This is a genomic window from Haloferula sp. BvORR071 (assembly GCF_000739615.1).
In the GTDB taxonomy this organism is placed as follows: Bacteria; Verrucomicrobiota; Verrucomicrobiia; order Verrucomicrobiales; family Akkermansiaceae; genus Haloferula.
In genome coordinates this window covers 351,645-369,916 of record NZ_BATP01000003.1, presented here as the reverse complement: position 1 = coordinate 369,916, position 18,272 = coordinate 351,645, and the positions used below count along the sequence as shown (strand labels likewise).

Below are 18,272 nucleotides of genomic sequence, written 5' to 3'. Positions count from 1 at the left end.
ATCCGGCCCGGAAAAACACCGGGGCTCCTCTAGAAATGCGACCAAAAGGAAGCTTTCCGATCGGAGTATCCAGAATGATGCTCCTTGGATGATTCCAGCCCTCATCCCTCCCGGACAAAACAAGTCCCACACCGCCTTCGGCGATCAAGCGACCTTCCTGCTCACCGGTGAGCACACCGGCGGCGCCTACACCATGTTCGAATACGTGACCGCGCCGGGTGGTGGCCCGCCACCGCACCGCCACGATGCCGAGGATGAGTGGTTCCTGGTGCTGGAAGGACAGGCAGAGTTCCTGGTCGATGGGGTCTGGACTTCCGCAGGGCCCGGCACGGCGGCCTTCATGCCACGCGGCTCCGTCCATTCCTTCCGGAATCCCGGCGACATCCCCCTCAAGCTCCTGATCCACACTGCACCAGCTGGCTTCGAAATCTTCTTCGCCAAGTGTGCGGACGAATTTGCCAAGGAAGGCGGCCCGGAGATGGAGAAGATTTTCGCCATCGCGGCCGAGCACGGAATCGCCTTTGTGGCGCCTTAGTTCCGCTCCCGTCAAGGATCAGCCTCGCCCTCGATCCGGACGAAGTAATTCGGGCCTTTACCGGTCACATCGACGATCAGTTTGTAGAGCCCGGTCCCAGGCGGGCCGGGGGTCGCAATCGTTTGATTGTTGAGGTCGTCGGTGAAGCCTGCCTCCAGCGAATCCGTGCCGACCACCTTCAGGCCGAAGACATCCGGCGCTGCCATGAAGTCGAGGAAGAGTTGGTCGCCCTTCCTTTCGATCCCCGTGACCTTGAAACCTTCTGGAAGGACATCAGAGCTACCCATGGCTTCTACTTGGCCGAAGTCGCTCATCGGGTCGAAGCGCAGTTCGTAGAGGGACTCGCTGGGAAGAGCCGGATTCGTGTAGAAGCGGTTTTGTTGGAGCGCCTCGGCCTTGGCGACCATGGTCACCACCGCGATCGGTGTCTTCCCCCCTTTGGTTTTGTCTGACGGAGTCTGCAGCAGATCCCCAGCCTCGAATTGGCGCTGGATCACCGACTGCGGCGGGAGTCCGGAGAGGCTCATCGGATACTCATGCTGGATGTCAGCGGTGGGCTCCACCGTAGTCCCCTTGAGCAAGCCAACATTGAAATCAGGCAGATTTGATGGGGCATGGGCGCGCATCGCCTTGGCTTCCACCGTGAAGGTGTCGGCCAGTTTGATCGCCACCCAGCCCGCGCTCCAGCCATTGGCATTCTCGAAGTCATACAGCGTGGCCGCCGGTCGGTTGAAATTGGTCGAGAGCTGATCGACCTGAAAGCCAGCGCGGGGATCCCAGTCGGGCGTGGCTTCCACGCCGTAGGCATTCGCGGTTCTGCCATCCCTGTTGGTAAAGTCGTAGCCCGTATTCCAGTCGTAGAATGAGCGCGGCACATAGCCTGCCGCCGTTTCCAGCCCCCAAGTCCAGCTCTTCTCCACGAAAGCTCCATAGGTCTTGCTTTGCCCGGGAATGAGCTGGACCGGTCCGCCGTAGGAGAGGGCTTGTGCCGGATCCGTGAGCGACAAGGTGAAGGACTTGCGGGCCGCGGCGTTGTTTTCATTGGCGATCTGGAATCTCGCCATCGGCAGGAATCCATTGGCCGCCTCAAATTCCGGTCTCAGGTATTCGCCGTTCTTCTTGAACTTGAAGCCGATGGGCGGATCCCAGATGGCGATCCGCACCCGCGGCACTGACACCGTGGCGTTGGACGGGTTGTAAAGCGTCACCAGGGGATCGCAGACCAGCATCGGGACCACGTAGTTGGTATTGCCGCTGGGGTTGCCCTGGGTGTTGTAGAAATTGACCCGGTCCGCGATGTACGAGTAGTGGCTGACCACCGAGTAAACCAGTTGCACCTTCGCGACCACGAAAGGTGGTGGGAGCGAGTCGGCAGCGCGGCTCTGCGCAGGAATTAAGAGAGCGAGGGCGGCGGCCGGCAGGGCCTTACAGGCGGCAGAGACCGCAGGGTTGCGATTCATGAGGGGGTGGGCAACTGTTGGATGCCGTTGAGAATACGGCGCGCATAGATAGAACTTAAGTTTTGTTGAAGTCAAACTTTTGGCCCTTATCCCATAATTTTTATGGTCGCACTCCCGTCTTGTCCGGCTAGGGACCGCTCGCTAGGGATGCAGCCGCTCGCATGAACCGCATCGACCGACTCACTGGGATGATCCTGCTGCTGCAGGGCCAGCGGGTGATCACGGCGGAGCAGATCGCGGAGCATTTCGAGATCAGCGTCCGCACGGTCTATCGAGACCTAGCTGCACTGGGCGAAGCCGGCGTGCCGATCATCGCCGAGGCGGGGATCGGTTACAGCCTGATGCGCGGCTACCACATGCCGCCGGTGATGTTCACGGAGGAGGAGGCCGCAGCGCTCTTCATGAGTGGGGAGGTGACCGAGCAGGTGGCGGATGACTCGCTGAAGCAATCGCTGCGCTCGGCCTTGTTGAAGATCAAATCGGTTCTCCCCCAGGAGAAGCGCGACTACTTGGGTCGACTCAAGAATGCCATCGGCGTGCGGTTCCGCCGCAGTGGCAATGAAGCACGGGAGCTATCGCTCATGCCGATCCAGGATGCCGTGGTGCGGCGGCGTTGTCTCAGCCTGCGCTACGATGCCGCCGGGAAGGGCAAGATCTCCACCCGGGTGGTGGAGCCGCTGGGGCTCGTCTTCTATTCGCGCCAATGGCATCTCATCGCCTGGTGCCGCTTGCGGAAGGATTTCCGTGACTTCCGGCTCGATCGCTTTGAGGGCTGGGAGGTGTTAGAAGAGTTTTACGAAGGTCACGCGGGCTTCTCCGTGAAAGTTTTCCTCCAGGAAAAGATCGATAGCGACGAGCTCAGCCCGGCAAGAATCCGTGTTAGCCGCGAAGTCTTCGACCGCTTCCGCTCGGAGATGCCCTGCACCGCGATGGAGGAGCAACGTCGCGCAGACGGCAGCGTCGAGGTCGAGATCCTCACCTGCTCGCAGCCTTGGCTCGCCTCATGGCTACTGAGCTTCGGGACCGAGGTGAAGGCGCTGGATCCTCCTGAATTGCGCGAAGCGCTGCGCGAGGCCGCCATGGCGGTGGCGGCGAGATATGCGGAGGACTTGGCGGGGGTGTGAAATCGGACACATCATCCGCGGCTTTTTCGTATTTGTCGTCCAGCTTCGAAGATGTCTGACGCAAGATCTTGATCCTCTGTAGTAAAGAGATCCTTCTTGTCTGCGGGTGCGAAATATAGGGAAGATAGGTCGAAGTTTACTCCTCGACTCATCCATGAAATTCACTCCGTTCCTTATTTCGTCTCTCCTTCTCACGAGTCTCGCCCCTGCGGCGACCGTGATGATGCGCTTTGAAACCACCCTGAATACTACCGAGTTTGGAGGTACTGCCTCCACGCCCCTGGTTGTCACCTATTCCTTCGATTCCGCCTTGGCCCCCACACCCGATGGTCTCGGTGTCTCCTACGGCCCGCTTTCCTCTCTGGAGATCAAACTTGGTGCCGAGACGATTTCGGCGGCCGCAGGCTCTGCCATCACCATCTACAACAATATCTCAGACGGAGACGTTTATCAGGTGATGTTTGTCGGCAATTTGCTGGATCCGGAATACACACTCCTCGGAGCGGATGTCTGGGCCTTCAAGATGCAGGTCACTGATCCTTCCGGGACCATGTTCAGTGACGCGAGCCTGCCCACTTCCTTCAGCTTTGGCTCCACCTCAGGTTTCTATCAGGTAGCGGATTTCGGCTTGGGATTGGGCGATTCGCGCGTTCTCGGCGTAAACGAATCCGCCTCAACACCTCCAGGGGAGCGTATCCCCTTTACGCTGACAGTGGTTCCCGAGCCTGGCTCCTTGGCGATTTTCGGGATCACTGCTCTAGGCGCTGCGGGCATCCGCAGGCGTCGCAGGTGCTAGTCGGCAGCGCGTTTTGTATTCGGAATCGTCCCGTCACCGTCGGGTCGGGACGATTCCGAAAACGCTCCTGACATAGGGTTGTCAGTCGCCCGTGTTTTCTTGCGTTCGTGAGCCCGAAGGAAGGGCAAAGCCAAACACCACCAAACGCAAGACTACCATGAAAGACGACGCATTGAACTGGTTCGAGATCTTCGTCAGCGACCTCGCCAAAGCCCAAGCCTTCTACGAAGCGATTCTCAAGGCCCCCATGACTGCTATCACGGCCGCCGCATCCGGCTGCAGCATGGCGATCTTCAACTACAATCAGGAACTCGGCGTGGGCGGTGCCCTGACCCAGGGCGAGAACTACAAGCCCGGTGCCGGTGGCACGATGGTCTACCTGAATGTCGAAGGCGATCTCGACGGAGTCTTGGAGCGGATCCCGGCTGCCGGTGGCAAGGTGATCCGCCCGCGCATGGCGATTCCGCCACACGGCTTCATTGGGGTCTTCGAGGATCTCGATGGCAATCTGGTGGGACTGCACAGCGTTGCCTGATCCACGGCTGATCTTGGAGGCCCGCCTGCCGCTGTGCCGGCGGGCCTTTTTCAACTCAAGATTATGACAATCTGTCTGACAGCTTTGTTGCTCGCTGGAGGTAGGACTGCTTGCTCCATCCGTCTCCATGAAAGCGCTCTTTCCCGTCTCCGCCTTCTCGCTCGTGCTTGGTCTGCCAGCCCTCGCCGCCAGCGAGTGGACCAGCCTCTTCAACGGCAAGGACCTGAGCGGCTGGACGATCACGATCAAGGACGCGGCTCCCGGTGAAGATCCGGACAAGCTGGTGCAGGTCCGAGATGGCGCGATCCACATGTATGCGGACACGGATCCGGAAAGGAAGGTGCCCTTCGGCGTGATCACGCACGAGAAGACTTTTTCCCGCTTCCACCTCGCGTTGGAATACCGGTGGCGGGACAAGAAGTTTGCGCCCCGCAAGGACGCGATCCGCGATGCGGGCCTGCTTTATCACGCCTCGCGCACGGACACGATCTGGCCGCCTTCGGTCGAGTATCAGATCCAGGAAGGCGATAGCGGCGACATCATCTTCATCCAGGAAAGCGGGCTGAGCTGGATGCATCCCAATCCCGAGCTCGCGCCGAAAGGGCAGGGGGATGCTGCGCTTTTGCCGGAGGATGGCGGCTACCCGCGGATCGCCCAGAACCAGACCTACTTCGGCCGCTTTCCCGAATACGATCACCTGACCGGATGGAATCGCGCCGAGGTGATCGTGCAGGCCGATGAATCGGCGGAGCACATTCTCAATGGCCACGTTCGCTCGCGCCTCTCCAACATCCGCCACCTGACAGGTGGGCCGCTGAAGGAAGGCAAGATTTGCCTGCAACTCGAGGGCGCGGAGATCGAGTATCGGGATATCCAGATTCGCGAGCTGGATGAACCACTGTGGGTGGACCGCACTGTGGCCAGTCTTAGTGCGGTCGCGGACAAGCCCGCTCGCGGGCAGACGCTGGTGGTGAGCAATCCCTTGGACCATCCCTTGCCGGCCGACCTTTCGATCATCGGGGCAGACGCGGCGGCCTTCACCGCCCGTGCCGGAAAGATGGTCTTGGCCCCGGGCGAAAAGATGGAGGTGAACCTGAACTTTCGTCCCACGCGCGGTGCGGGGCGTTACAGTGCCGGCCTGCGCATCGGCACCCCGGAGAGCGGCACCTTCGTAACCTTGCAGGGGATCGGCTTGGCCGCCTTTGAAGGCAAGAACGAGCCGGCATTGCAATCAGTGGTCCATGCCTTGGGCATTCCGCTCGATGTAGGCGGGACCAAGTTGGAGCTGGATACCAATGCCGACGCAATCGGAGCCGGGGCCGCGGCAACCGGCTTTACCGCGGTGGCAGGCAAGAAGGTAAAGATCACACCCGTTGCCCGCTTCTCCCCGCCGGGAGTGACGCCCTTCGGGGTCTCAGTTCAAGGGCAAGCAGACTTTGAAGCGGGAGAACTGGCGGATTCCTCGAAGGTGGCTGATGCCCACCAATGTCTTTTCCCGCCGATGCAGGCCGGGGCTTCCTTCGTGGAGATCACCCCGGCCGACGCGTCTTTCAAATTCTGGATGAAGGGCCCGAAGTACCGCAGCACCACTGGCTCGGAGCCTGTGGAAGGCGCCACCATCAAGCACACGGCACGCATTTATCCGGTGAGCGACTTCCAAGGCCGGGTCATGGAGAATGCGTGGTTGGTCGGTTTTGAAGAAGCGGCCAACGGCGACTATCAGGACGCGGTGTTCTTGCTGGAGAACGTGAAGCCCGCGCCCTGATTCGCCTTCAATCCTTATCTGTCTCCACGTCGGGCAGGAACACTGTCAGGATCCCGATCAGCGGCAGGAAGGCGCAGATCTGGAACACGAAGTTGATTCCGTGCATGTCCGCTACCTTGCCCAGCACGGCGGAGCCGATGCCCGCGATGCCGAAGGCCAGACCGAAGAAGAGCCCGGCGATCATGCCGACCTTCCCGGGCAGCAGTTCCTGTGCATAGACGAGGATTGCGGAGAAGGCCGAAGCCAGCACCAAGCCGATCACCACGCTCAACGCGGCGGTCATGCCCAGACCCACGTGCGGCAGTAGCAAGGAGAAGGGCGCAACGCCGAGGATCGAGGCCCAGATCACCCGCTTGCGGCCGATGCGGTCACCGATCGGGCCACCCGCGATGGTGCCCACCGCCACTGCGGCCAGCAGCAGGAAGAGGTAATACTGCGAGCTTTGCACCGAGATGTGGAAGCGGTCGATCAGGTAGAAGGTGTAGTAGCTGGTGAGCGAGGACAAGTAGACGTACTTCGAGAAGGTCAGCGCCACCAGCACGGCCAGTGCAAGCGCCACTGTCTTGCGCGGATAGACCGTGTGGCTTCCCCCCGCCTTTACCTTAGGCTTCATGCGGTGGAAGTTCTTGCTCTGCCAGCGGCCGATGAAGCTCAGGATCACCACGCCCAACAGCGCGACCGCGGAGAAGGCGATGATTGAGTGCTGGCCGTGGGGGACAATGACTAGAGCGGCCATCAAGGGCCCGATCGCGCTGCCGGCATTGCCGCCGACTTGGAATACTGACTGGGCCAGGCCACGGCGCTTGCCAGCTGCCATGAAGGCGATGCGGGATGCCTCCGGGTGGAACACCGCCGAGCCCGTGCCAATCATCGCTGCGGATATAAGGATCGCCGGGAAGCTTCCGGCGTTTGCCAGCGAGATCAGGCCGATCAGCGTCAAGGTCATGCCTACCGGCAGTGCGTAGGGCAGGGGCTTACGGTCGGTGATCACGCCCACAAGCGGCTGCAGCAGCGAGGCCGTGAGCTGGAAAGTGAAGGTGATCAGCCCGAGCTGGGTGAAGCTCAGCTGGTAGGAATTCTTGAGGATCGGATAGATCGAGGGCAGCAGCGCCTGGATGGTGTCATTCAGCAGGTGTGCCGCACTGATCGCGAAGATCAGCGTGAGCACGGTGTCGGTGGCCGGCCGCGTTGTTGCGGGCATGGCCGCGGGCTCGTCCGGGGCGATGGTTTCTTGCATGGGGCGGGGAGCCTCGCCCCGAGCAGCCGCGCGGGCAAATTCTCCGACCGGTGCTAGCCGCCCTCTTGCTGGTATTTTTCACGGATCGCCTCGCGGAACTCCGCCGGCGTCCGCTCTTCGTAGCGCCGGAAAAACCGGGAGAAATAGGAAGGATCCTTGAAACCCAGCTGGTAGCCGATCTCGGCCACACCGAGCTCCGAGTAGAGCAGCAGGCGCTTGGCATCAAGCAAACGGCGCTGCCTGAGGTGCTCGCCCGCTGCCTTGCCGGTGGCCTCGCTGACCACGTCGTTCAGGTGGTTGGCGGTGACGCCCAGTTGCTTGGCATACTGGGGAAGCGTCTGCCAGTCATTGAAATGACGTTCGACGAGGAGCTGGAAGTTCCGCACCAGGGCATTGCCACGATGAACCGCCGCCGGACTGGCAGGCACCAGGCCACGCCAGCGGCTGGCCTTGATCAGGAGAATCCGGAGCAGCGCCCGGATGATCTCCACGGCACCCTCGCGGGCAGCATCGAATTCCTGCTGCAATTCACGGAAGAGCTCGCAGGCAGGAGCGACCCCATGGCGCGGGACCTTCATCCATGGTGCGGAGTCCGCGGGATAGAAGAACGGCAGACCCAAGAGCAGCTCGGTGGAGCCCGCCGCGCCGGCATCGAAGAACTCGCGGGTGAACGAGAGGATCGTGCCATCGGTGTCACTGCCGGACTTTACCGCATGGACCTGACCCGGGCTAAGGAAGAAAAGGGTGTGGCCGCTGACCTTGGTCTCACGGAAATCGTGCATCAGCCGGGCATCGCCGCGGATCAGCGAGACCTGGAAGAAGTCGTGGTAGTGCGGGGTCAGAAGGGTGGGATTCCACGCCCGCGATTCCTGATAGGGCACGGCCACGAAACCCTCGCCGCGGAGGTCGGACTGCCGGTAGTCGCCGAGCGCGACCGCAGGAATGGCTTCGCGTTTCATGTGCCGTTGCAAGTGAAGCGCAGGTCGGGCCTTTCGGCCAGTGCTGTCATTCTTTCCGCACTTGGAAAGTGCGACGGCCATCACCTAGTATTCGGGGAATGAAACTCCTGCCTTTCGCGCTTCTCGCCGTGCTGCCCGCCACCCTCGCCCATGCCGGAACCGGTGTAGGTGCCAAACCGCTCGAAGGAGCAGAAGTCGTCTTCGATGGCTCGCGCGAAATGTTGGACGCCAAGTGGACTTACTGGCAAGGCCCGGGCTTCAAGTCCGCGCTGCCGATCAAGTGGAAGATCGTCGATGATCCGGTCGACAAGGGCACGGTGGTGATGACCGATGACCCAGCGGCCGCTGGCGGCAAGTATGGCTCCGCCGACATCGTGACCAAGAAGGCCTACAAGGATTTCCGCCTGCACATCGAATTCAATATCGCCAAGGAAGGCGGCAACAGCGGCGTCTACCTCCAGAACCGCTACGAGATCCAGGTGCTGGACGGCGATAAAGGCACGCATGGCATGGCCGCCGTGATCAACGAGGCCGCCGCGCCGATCGATGCCTACAACGGCACGGGCAAGTGGAATGCCTATGACATCAACTTCCGCGCGGCCCGCTTCAAGGATGGCAAGCTGACTGAGAAGGCGATCGTGACCATCTATTTTAACGGCAAGAAGATCCACTCCAATCAGGCGATCAGCCAAGTCTGGGGCGGCGCTAACTCCGGTGTGGATGGCGGCAATGACGGCGGCAAAGGGATCACCGATACTCCGCAGGGGATCAAGCTCCAGTGTGAAGGCCACGATGTGCGCTACCGCAACATCTGGATCAAGGAAGTGGATATCGATAAGGCGGACACCGACTTCAGCAGCGAAAAGTAGGAAGGGGCAGATGTTGGGGCCGCGAAGCGACTCTGCTTCCGGCTCCGGTGGTGCATTTTGTTACATCGCGGATCATGGGGCCGTGCGGAGGTGGGTGAAACCGGACATGATGTCTGCTTTTGCATCCGTGTGAATAACTTATGTTGGTTGTGCCCTAGATATTTCTTGGCAGGTGGATGGGTGGTGATATGTGGGATTTCTCCTCAAGGCTTCGAAACCCGGCTTTGGGGTAAGCAAACCCACAACCCAACAAACCCTGGAAATGCAAACCTACCAAACACGGAAGAACTATGTACATTTCTCACGTTTGAGCCTGGTGGCAGCCTTGGCCGCACTCGGCATCATGTCGGCAAATGCCTTCTGGCCCGCTGATGCGGACACCGCGTTCAACTCCTACAACAACGCCTTCTATGTAAGCACTGGAGGCAATGCCTACTACAAGTTGGACACCGGCACCGGCACCGGACCCGGCTGGTGGACCTTGGCGGAAGAGATGGAGATGGCGGAGGACGCGCACGACCGCAATCCCACGACTGGCAACAAGAATATCGTCTCGGCCTTGTGCAATGGCTTCGTGGCCCAATACGGGACCTCGTGGACCTCAAATAGCTTCAACGACGACATCGCTTGGGCGGTGATCGCCTTTGCAAGAGCCTACCAGATCACCGGCAACACCGCCTTCCGCGACCGGGCGAAGGGGAATTTCGATGCGATGTACGCCCGCGCCTACGACACTGCCCTGGGCGGCGGCTTGTGGTGGACCACCGGCAAGGGCTCGAAGAACGCCTGCGTCAATTGTCCGGCATCGATCGGCTCCTATTTGCTCTATCAGATCACCGGCGACTCCGCCTACCTGACCAAGTCGCAGGGCCTCTACAACTGGACTCGCAACACGCTCTTTAACGCCTCGACCGGGCAGGTTTACGATAATATCAGTTCCAGCGGCGTCATCACGAATTGGGTTTTCACCTACAATCAGGGAACCTTCATCGGCGCGGCCAATTTCCTGGCGAACGTGAGCGATGCCACCCTGGCGGCGAACTGCACCAAGAACACCCTCTGCACCAACGCGATCCTCCCTGACGCCACCGAGAACAGCGACGGTGGCGGCTTTAACGGAATCTTCATCCGCTGGATGGCGAAGTTCATGAAGGACCGCAGCCTTCAGAGTACTTACCAGCCTTGGCTGCAGCTCAATGCCAACGCCGCATGGAATGCACGCCGCACCTCGGACAACATCGGCTGGAACAACTGGCGCTCCAACACACCGACGGGGACGCGCTATTCCTGGGGCTGCGCCAGCATGCCGCTGATCCTGCAGGTGATCCCCTCCGATGGCGAGGGCGTGATGCTCTGTCAGGACATCGACTACCAGGGCGCTCCGAGCCAGTTGATCGCACCGGGGAACTACAGCATGGCACAGCTCCAGGCCTTGAACGTCGGGGACAACTCCGTGACCTCCCTTCGCGTGCCGAGCGGTTGGAAGGTAACGCTCTACCAAGACGACAACCAGACCGGCACCAGTTGGAGCTACACCGCCGACACCAATTGGGTCGGCGCGGCCAACGACGTGGTGAGTTCCTGCAAAGTGGAGAATACCGGCGTGATCTTCTATCAGGATGTGAACTACGGTGCCTCCCGTGGCAATACCCTGGCGAAGGGCAACTACACCATGGCCCAGCTTCAGGCAGCCGGGGTCCCGAACGACTGGGCATCTTCCTCGAGAATCCCTGCGGGTTGGACCGTGATCATGTATCAGAATGACAACTTCACCGGTACCTCCTGGACCTTCAGTTCGAGTACAGGGTGGGTCGGCACTGCCCCCAATGACCAGATGACCTCCTGCAAGATCCAGTAATCACAGCGATCGGGCATCGCAGGCATCTTTTGCTGCCTGCGATGCCTTCCTGAACTCATGAAAAGCACCCTTCGCGTTGCAGGAATGTTCACGGCCATCGTGGTCGCAGGGATTGCCGTGGCATTGTGGAAGCCGTCATCCCGCAGCCCGATTGAAAAGAAGTCCACTGCAAGGACCACCCAAGTCCATGCAGAGGGTCAGTCACCGAGAGATCGGAGACTCGATCCCGCCCGCTACCAGCGGCTTGCGGCGCGCTTGCTCGGGATGCCCGGCGAGAGCACGATGACTGAGGCCGCAAGAGACGGTGAGAGTAGTTTCCACCGGATGGTGGATTCCTTCAGCTCGGATGACTTCGCAGGCGTGTTGGCGGAACTAGCCAGCCTGGAAGGGCAGGGAAAAGATCCCGCCATCGCCGAACTCCGCCTGAAGCTGCTGCAAGCTTGGACTGAAAAGGACCCAAGTGCCGCGGCATCATTCGCACTTGGAGGAACCATTCCAGCAGATGCTTGTCGCGTGATCGCAGAGACGTGGGCGAAGCACGACTCTACCGCGAGCCTAATCTGGGCAAGGCAATTGCCCGAAGGAGGCCGTCGCCAAGCAGCCCTCATCGGAACAGGCAACCACCTTGCATCCGACAATCCCAAACAGGCCATTGAACTCGCACAGGAGGCCGGAGCTAGCCCGGCCGCGGAAGAACTTCTCGGTCAGGCAACAGGCATTTGGGCGGCCAAGGACCCCCAGGCAGCATTGAGCTGGGCGAGCGGAATGAAAGACCCTTCGCTGAAAGACAAGCTCATCACCGCCGCGGCAATGTCTTTGTCAGATCAAGATCCGACCGCCGCAGCAGGCCTCGTGATCGATGCCGTAAACAGCGATTCCCTTACGGAGAATGCCGTCGTTGGAATCGTCCAGCGCCTCGCTTTTAAAGACATGGCCCAAGCTCACGAATGGGTCGCTGAGTTTCCCGAGGGCAGGATGCGGGAACGCGCCGAAATGGAGTTGGCCCGGATCACAGAAAGGACCGGCGCGAAGCGTCCTTAAATCGCTTCCAGCTCCTCCCAGCGAGCATACAGCCGCGCGACCTCGGTCTTCGCCTCTTCCAGCTTCGCGGCCACCCTGGGAATCTCCGCGAAATTTTTCTGAAACTCAGGATCCGCCAGCTTGCCCTCCAGCCCAGCTACGGCTTCCTCCGCGACCATGATGGTCTCCTCCATGGCTTCCAGCTCCTTGCGCTCGGCCATCGTCAACTTGCGCGGCTTCGTCTCCGCGGGGCCAGTGGCCTTCTGGCGTGCGGCGGCATCGCGGGCCGCAGCTTGGGCGTGGAAACGCTGGACCTGTTCGCGGGCCTGACGCTTTTCGAGATAGTAGGAGTAGTTGCCCGGCTGGACGAATACACCATTGTCTTCAAAGGCCACTACTTGATCGCAGATCCGATCGAGGAAGTAGCGATCGTGGGAAACCACCAGCACCGTGCCATCGAAGTCGGCGAGCGCTTCTTCCAGCATCCGCAGCGAGGGCAGGTCGAGGTCGTTGGTCGGCTCGTCGAGCACGATCAGATTGCCGCCGGTCTTCAGCACCTTCGCGAGCATGAGACGGGCACGCTCGCCACCGGAAAGCAGGTCCACACGCTCGTTGATCCGCCGGTCATCGAAGAGGAAGCGTCGCAGATAGGTCCGAGCACCGAGGGTCTGGTTGCCGAATTGCACCTTCTCATTGCCGTCCGCCACTTCATCTAACAGCGAGCCGGTGCCATCGAGCGCCATCCGCGTCTGGTCGATGTAGTTCACTTTGACCTTCTTGCCCACCGTGGCCTTGCCCTCGGTCGGTTCGAGCTGGCCGAGACAGAGCTTCAGCAGGGTTGTCTTGCCCACGCCGTTGCGTCCGACGATGCCGGTGCATTGGCCGGGCCGGAGCTCCAGATTGAGGTGGCGGAAGAGCCAGCGCGGCGAGTTCGCCGTGCCGACATTCACACCCGCACCTTCCAACTCCACGACGATGTTCCCGAGATCTGGCGGGGGAGGGATCAAGAGATCCATCTCCCGTTCTTCCGGCGGAGCCTGCAGGCCCTCGATCTCATAAAACTGATCCAAGCGGTGGCGGGACTTCGTGCCACGTGCCTTCACCCCAGAGCGCACCCACTCCAGCTCCTCGCGCAGGAAACGCTGGCGACGGCGCTCGGTCTGTTCGGCGATCTGCTGGCGCACCGCCTTCGATTCCAGATAGGCGGTGTAGTTGCCCGGATGGGAGAATGCCTTGCCTTGGTCGATCTCGATGATCCGGGTGGCGATCACATCCAGGAAGTAGCGGTCGTGGGTGACGAAGATGACCGCGCCCGAGTAGGTCTTGAGAAAGTCTTCCAGCCAGCGGATCGATTCCGCATCCAGATGGTTCGTCGGCTCGTCTAACAGCAGCAGATCCGGCTGCGATGCCAGCGCCCGACATAGTGCCACCCGGCGCTTCTCACCACCGGAGAGCGGGCCCACTGCTACTTCAAGCGGCGGCGTGCCGAGGGCCGTTGCGGTGGCCTTGATCCGCGCGTCGAGGTTCCAGCCATCGGCATGCTCGATCAGATGTAGCAACTCGGAGAGCTCTGCCTCAGAGCCTTCGCCATCCTCATAGCGGCGAATGGCGTCCACGATGTCAGCCGCGCCTGCCGCGATGTTCTCATGCACCGAGAGCTCCGGATCCAATTCGAACTCCTGCGGCAGATACCCGATCCGCAGTGCCCGGCGCACCGAGATTTCCCCGGAATCTGCCTTTTCGCTCCCCGTCAGGATCTTTAGCAGCGAGGTCTTCCCACAGCCGTTCCGGCCCACCAGGCCGACCTTCTCGCCCGCCGCCACGGCCAGCGTTACACCGTCCAGCAGCGTCTGGTAGCTGAAGGCGAGGCGGATCTCATTGGCGGATAGCAGGGCGGACATGGATGAAGGCGGGGATTGCCATCCATGCCGCCGGGAAAGGCAAGGGGGAATGGCGAGCTTTTCCCCTTAGTCGTATTCGAATTCACCCTTGAGAAGCCGCTCCTTGAACTCGACAAACCACTCTCCACGCGGCTCGAGATTCTCGGATTCATGCGACCACAGAACCACCGGCGGCTCACCATGGAGGCCGACACGCGAATAGTCGAAACAGTAGTAGTCCCCGGTGCTAAACTCCGCGAAAGGCAGCAAAGACGAGAGGGCGTCCCGCTCATCTTCATAAATCTCAAGCCACGCCTCCCAGCCATTTTGGTAGTTCTGAACGATGGATGCCCAAGTCTTGCGGACATCCCGGTCGTCCTGAACGGGAAAAATACTGATCGAGCCGAGGCCGAGCCCGTTGTTGGCCAGCAACCACTCGCGGAAGGACTTAGGCAGACTTCGGCCAAGCTGCTGCTCCGCTCTTGCGATCGCCTCAGGGGTCGTTCCGATGACCCGTTTGTGCTTGCTCATAAGACTACGCCCCCGGCATCGGCACTGCCCCGAGCTGGATCAAAATCCCCAGCGAATCCATGATGATCCGCGTGTCCTGGATCTTCCCGCCCTCCAGCCGGTCGATCACCATGCCCCAGGTCTTCACCGGCTTCCCGGTTGCCGGCACCCCGAAAAATTCCGCCTGATGCGTGGCCGACCACTCGAAGCGCGTGACCACCTTGTCACCCTCTTCGATCTGCTCCTCGATCGTCCAATGGATATCCGGAAAGGTCGCCCGGAAGCCTGTGAGCATTTCCTTCAAGCCCTTGAGCCCCGGGCCTTGGCCGGGCATCGGCACCTGCTCCACCATGTCCTCGTGGAAGTATTTCCCACAGGCCTCGATGTTTCCTTGGTTCAGGACTTCCTCGATGAATCCGCGGGCGACGCTGCTGGGAGTAGGCATAGATGGGGGTGGGAGATTTGTTTGCTAGGATCACCTTTCATCGCCCGCTGAAAGGCAAGCCGGAAGCTGGTCCGCGCCATGCTTTCGGCCGAGTGCCGGATAAAGGGTTGCCCGCCGCACCGGGAGCCTCTACGGCGCGGCCGTCAGCCACCCCCGTGGCAGAGCTTTTTTCAAACCACCACACCACCGAACCGTGTCCGTACTCGTAGGCAAGAAAGCCCCCTCCTTCAGCGCCAAGGCTGTCCAAGGCGATACCATCGTCGAAAACTTCTCCCTGGATCAGTATCTCGGCGAGAAATACGTCATCCTCTTCTTCTACCCGAAGGACTTCACTTTTGTCTGCCCGACTGAGCTTCATCGCTTCCAGGAAGAGCTGGAAGAATTCGAATCCCGCAATGTCGCCGTCGTCGGTTGCTCCACGGACTCCGAGTTCTCCCACTGGGCCTGGCTCCAGACCCCGAAGGCCAAGGGCGGCATCCAAGGAGTGAAATACCCCCTCGTGGCCGATGTGAATAAGACCATTTCCGACGCTTACGACGTGCTCGCCGGCGACTACGAGGTGGACGAAAATGGCAACCTCACGGTGAAGGGAGAGCTGGTCGCCTACCGCGGCCTCTTCCTCATCGACAAGGAAGGCATCGTCCGCCACCAGGTGGTCAACGATATGCCGCTCGGCCGCTCGATCCGTGAGGCCCTGCGCCTCGTGGATGCCCTGCAGCACTTCGAGCAATTCGGCGAAGTCTGCCCGATGGACTGGAACCGCGGCGACAAGGCCATGGTCCCCGACCACGAGGGCGTCTCCAGCTACCTCGCGAACTGAAGCTTCCCGGGCCATAGGTCCTATAAGTCCTATAGGGCCTATGATCCACCGGCGCGTCAGGGCATAAGGGAGAATCCCCGAATTTCTCCACTTTCCCCCTGTCCCTGAGGTGTTAGGATCAGGTGGTGTTTCGCATTCGACGGCTTCGATCCATTCTCTTCTGGCGGCGTTTGTCCCGCCGTTGGGTGCATCATCGGCATACCGATAACTCGGCCGCGCTGGCCTTCTACGCGCTGATCTCGTTCCCGCCGCTACTGCTGATCGGGGTCACGGTCGCGGGCATGGTTCTGGGGGAAAAGGTCGCGCACGGTGAACTGGAGAAGCAGATGTCCACCGTGCTCGGGCCGGATCTCGCCACCGGCATCGATGGCATTTTGCAAGGCGCGCGGATTGCCCCGCGTGACCAGCCTTTGCCCTTCCTCGTCGCGATGGTGACCTTGGCCTACGCCGGTTCCCACGTGCTGACGAAGCTGCGAAACACCCTGAATATCGTGAATGAATCCGCGCCCGCGGATCCCTCCCGGCCCTGGTTGCGGCGATTGGGAGCGCGTGCCCTCTGTGCCGGGCTGATCCTTGCCTTCGGCGTCCTGTTAGTGGCCGCCACGGTGGCTCAGGGCTTCACCGCTTACGTGGCAGCGCACATGGATGCACCATGGCTGGCGGAGTTGGATATCTTCCAGCGCTCCACCGGTTGGCTCACCACTTACTTCCTGCTCACGCTGGCCTTTGCGCTGATCATGAAGGTCCTGCCGCGGCGGCGGCCGATGTGGAAGCATGCCTTCGTCGGAGGCGGCATTGCCGCCTTGATCACTGTCTCGCTCAAGACCTTCTTGGACGTCTATTTCCGCTACAGCATGTGGAAATCCTTCATCGGTAACGGTCTGAACCTCCTGCTCTTTCTCTTCTGGCTCTTCGTCTCGATCCAAGCCTTCCTCGCCGGTGCGGAGGTATCCGCATGGCTCGGTCGCCGTCGGAAAGTCCGCCAGAAGGCCTTTCTCTCCGGCAAGTAGCGCAGTCCGGGGCTACTTCGCCGGAGCCGCTTCTTCCTTCGGCTTCGGGATTTCCGCTGCGGCCAGCCAGTAGATGCGCGCCGGACTGGCTTGGTTCAGCAGCACGGCTTCCCTGATCGGCCCCGCTGGACGGCGGTCTCCACCGCGACGTCCCCAGCGGGCCCACTGGTGTGGATAGCGGCCGTTTTCATCCCGCATCTCGCTGTGGAGATTCACCAGGCAGCGGCTCACGGTCTCCGTCCAGTGCGGATCCTTGTCGCGCTCGTGAAGCTCGAGGAAGGACTCTAACAAGAGGTGCGCGAAGCGCCCGCTGTCGGCGATCGCCCCGCTCGCTTGGATCCACTGCTTCTCGGCGGCCGTGGCGATGCGCTTGGCCTCGTCCAGGTATTTCGCTTCGCCGGTGATCTCGTTCAGCAGACAGTTGGAGCGGATCATCAGCGCCGAATTGTAAGTAAACTTCCGGCGGTCAATCTGCCCATCGAGTTTGATGTTGTCCCAGAAGAGCCCGTCGCCATCTTGCATCGTCTTGCAGGTCCAAGCGTAGAGCCGCTTCGCCGCCTCCAGATGTTTCTCGTCCTTCGTGAGCTGATAGAGCCGCAGTCCGCTCGCGATCGCGGGCGCATTCGTGCAGGTGTTCTTTGAGGTTTTCTCCAGCTCGCGCCAGTAGAGTCCGCCGCCGAGCTTGTCGTCCTCACCGCTCATCACGAAGCGGAAGGTCGCTACCGAGCGGTCGAGATACTTCTGATCTTTGGTCACCTCGAAGACCTCGGCCAGCGCCAACACCAGCCACGCATTGTCGTCGTAGTAGCGGTCGGAGGCCTTCGGTCCCGGCTGCACGTCGAAGCCCTCGATTCCGTCGTGCTTCAGCCAATAGACTTGGATCGCATCGGCATAGTTCTTCAGCGGTTCGAGGTATTTGTCGGGCTCTGCCTTCGCCGCCGCGGCCATCGCGCTGAGCTGCACGCCCACGCCCCACATGAAGGACGGATGATCCGGTGTGCCTGTGGTCACATCCGCTTTCTCTGCATAGAGCTTCGTCTCCGGAATCCACAGGTCCTTGTGAAGCACCTCCATGGTCTCCACGGCCCAGTCGCGGAAGGCCGGGGTGACTGCGGGCTTGGCGGGCTGCTCCGGTGCCGGAGCGGGGGCAGGGGGCGCCTCTTGGGCGATCCCTGCGCTGAGGGCACAGAGCTGCGCCACGACCAGTAGCGTGCGGGTGATTTGCCGGGCGGGCAGCGTTTGGAAAATCATGCTCCCCCATTCGTAGCAAAAGCCCGGTATCTTGCGTCAATCCGGTGTTTCCCGGGGATCAACCCCGATCCTCCTCCGGAGGCATTCGTTCCCTTCGCCTCGAAGTGGTGTGTGCTATGGTGACTCCAGTAATTGGATCGGCTGGGCTATGTGAACTTTTCGCCGCAACTTCTGCCGCAAGCATCGGTTCGTTCCTTT

The 18,272-nt window shown here is 60.9% G+C and carries 17 protein-coding genes; 10 read left to right on the top strand and 7 right to left on the bottom strand.

The features are described 5' to 3' along the window. Positions 1 to 88: 88 nt before the first annotated feature. Entirely contained in the window at positions 89 to 535 is a 447-nt protein-coding gene (locus BV071_RS02460) for a cupin domain-containing protein (protein WP_035601489.1), read from the top strand. Between the two features lie 11 nt (positions 536 to 546). Here the strand turns inward: BV071_RS02460 and BV071_RS02455 are convergent, their stop codons facing one another. Then, positions 547 to 1,995 (bottom strand): hypothetical protein, encoded by a 1,449-nt coding sequence (locus tag BV071_RS02455; RefSeq protein WP_035601486.1) that lies wholly within the window; start codon positions 1,993 to 1,995, stop codon positions 547 to 549. A 161-nt stretch (positions 1,996 to 2,156) separates the two neighbouring features. Between BV071_RS02455 and BV071_RS02450 the strand changes: the two genes are divergently transcribed. From BV071_RS02450 to BV071_RS02435, 4 genes are all read left to right on the top strand, one after another. Next, a complete protein-coding gene (locus tag BV071_RS02450; RefSeq protein WP_035601483.1) occupies positions 2,157 to 3,119 on the top strand; it encodes a YafY family protein in 963 nt (320 codons plus the stop codon). 154 nt (positions 3,120 to 3,273) lie between these two features. Next, a complete protein-coding gene (locus tag BV071_RS02445; protein ID WP_081885737.1) occupies positions 3,274 to 3,915 on the top strand; it encodes a PEP-CTERM sorting domain-containing protein in 642 nt (213 codons plus the stop codon). Between the two features lie 157 nt (positions 3,916 to 4,072). After that, positions 4,073 to 4,450, top strand: a complete 378-nt coding sequence (locus BV071_RS02440) for a VOC family protein (protein WP_035601477.1) — start codon at positions 4,073 to 4,075, stop codon at positions 4,448 to 4,450. Between the two features lie 127 nt (positions 4,451 to 4,577). Further along, positions 4,578 to 6,215 carry a DUF1080 domain-containing protein gene (locus BV071_RS02435; RefSeq protein WP_035601474.1) on the top strand — a complete coding sequence of 546 codons (1,638 nt, stop codon included), beginning with the start codon at positions 4,578 to 4,580 and terminating at the stop codon, positions 6,213 to 6,215. Positions 6,216 to 6,222: 7 nt separating this feature from the next. On the opposite strand, the gene BV071_RS02430 is transcribed toward BV071_RS02435, so the two are convergent. Next, entirely contained in the window at positions 6,223 to 7,416 is a 1,194-nt protein-coding gene (locus BV071_RS02430) for an MFS transporter (protein ID WP_343123397.1), read from the bottom strand. An 89-nt stretch (positions 7,417 to 7,505) separates the two neighbouring features. Further along, positions 7,506 to 8,411, bottom strand: coding sequence for a helix-turn-helix domain-containing protein (locus BV071_RS32380; protein WP_265593976.1), 906 nt, complete (start codon positions 8,409 to 8,411; stop codon positions 7,506 to 7,508). 98 nt (positions 8,412 to 8,509) lie between these two features. Here BV071_RS32380 and BV071_RS02420 point away from each other — a divergent pair, with 98 nt between their 5' ends. The 3 genes from BV071_RS02420 to BV071_RS02410 all read left to right on the top strand — a co-directional run bounded on the left by BV071_RS02420 (position 8,510) and on the right by BV071_RS02410 (position 12,179). After that, positions 8,510 to 9,280 carry a DUF1080 domain-containing protein gene (locus tag BV071_RS02420; protein ID WP_035601468.1) on the top strand — a complete coding sequence of 257 codons (771 nt, stop codon included), beginning with the start codon at positions 8,510 to 8,512 and terminating at the stop codon, positions 9,278 to 9,280. A 262-nt stretch (positions 9,281 to 9,542) separates the two neighbouring features. Continuing rightward, a complete protein-coding gene (locus BV071_RS32375) occupies positions 9,543 to 11,138 on the top strand; it encodes a glycoside hydrolase family 76 protein (protein WP_081885736.1) in 1,596 nt (531 codons plus the stop codon). Positions 11,139 to 11,222: 84 nt separating this feature from the next. Then, positions 11,223 to 12,179: a hypothetical protein gene (locus BV071_RS02410; protein WP_265593975.1), complete on the top strand. Its 957-nt coding sequence runs from the start codon at positions 11,223 to 11,225 to the stop codon at positions 12,177 to 12,179. Here BV071_RS02410 and BV071_RS02405 read toward each other — a convergent pair. From BV071_RS02405 to BV071_RS02395, 3 genes are all read right to left on the bottom strand, one after another. Then, positions 12,176 to 14,059 carry an ABC-F family ATP-binding cassette domain-containing protein gene (locus BV071_RS02405; protein WP_035601463.1) on the bottom strand — a complete coding sequence of 628 codons (1,884 nt, stop codon included), beginning with the start codon at positions 14,057 to 14,059 and terminating at the stop codon, positions 12,176 to 12,178. The genes BV071_RS02410 and BV071_RS02405 overlap by 4 nt on opposite strands. Positions 14,060 to 14,125: 66 nt before the next feature. Next, the gene (locus BV071_RS02400; RefSeq protein WP_052572782.1) at positions 14,126 to 14,569 is read right to left on the bottom strand and encodes an SMI1/KNR4 family protein; all 444 of its coding nucleotides are present in this window, start codon (positions 14,567 to 14,569) and stop codon (positions 14,126 to 14,128) included. Positions 14,570 to 14,573: 4 nt separating this feature from the next. Continuing rightward, complete coding sequence (locus BV071_RS02395; RefSeq protein WP_035601462.1) at positions 14,574 to 14,993, bottom strand: ester cyclase; 420 nt, start codon at positions 14,991 to 14,993, stop codon at positions 14,574 to 14,576. Positions 14,994 to 15,186: 193 nt separating this feature from the next. Between BV071_RS02395 and BV071_RS02390 the strand changes: the two genes are divergently transcribed. Together BV071_RS02390 and BV071_RS02385 are read left to right on the top strand one after the other, a co-directional pair. After that, positions 15,187 to 15,813 carry a peroxiredoxin gene (locus BV071_RS02390; RefSeq protein WP_035601461.1) on the top strand — a complete coding sequence of 209 codons (627 nt, stop codon included), beginning with the start codon at positions 15,187 to 15,189 and terminating at the stop codon, positions 15,811 to 15,813. A 170-nt stretch (positions 15,814 to 15,983) separates the two neighbouring features. After that, positions 15,984 to 16,823, top strand: coding sequence for a YihY/virulence factor BrkB family protein (locus BV071_RS02385; RefSeq protein WP_035601458.1), 840 nt, complete (start codon positions 15,984 to 15,986; stop codon positions 16,821 to 16,823). 12 nt (positions 16,824 to 16,835) lie between these two features. Here the strand turns inward: BV071_RS02385 and BV071_RS32370 are convergent, their stop codons facing one another. Then, a complete protein-coding gene (locus tag BV071_RS32370) occupies positions 16,836 to 18,074 on the bottom strand; it encodes a glycoside hydrolase family 76 protein (RefSeq protein ID WP_052572781.1) in 1,239 nt (412 codons plus the stop codon). Between the last annotated feature and the right edge of the window lie 198 nt (positions 18,075 to 18,272).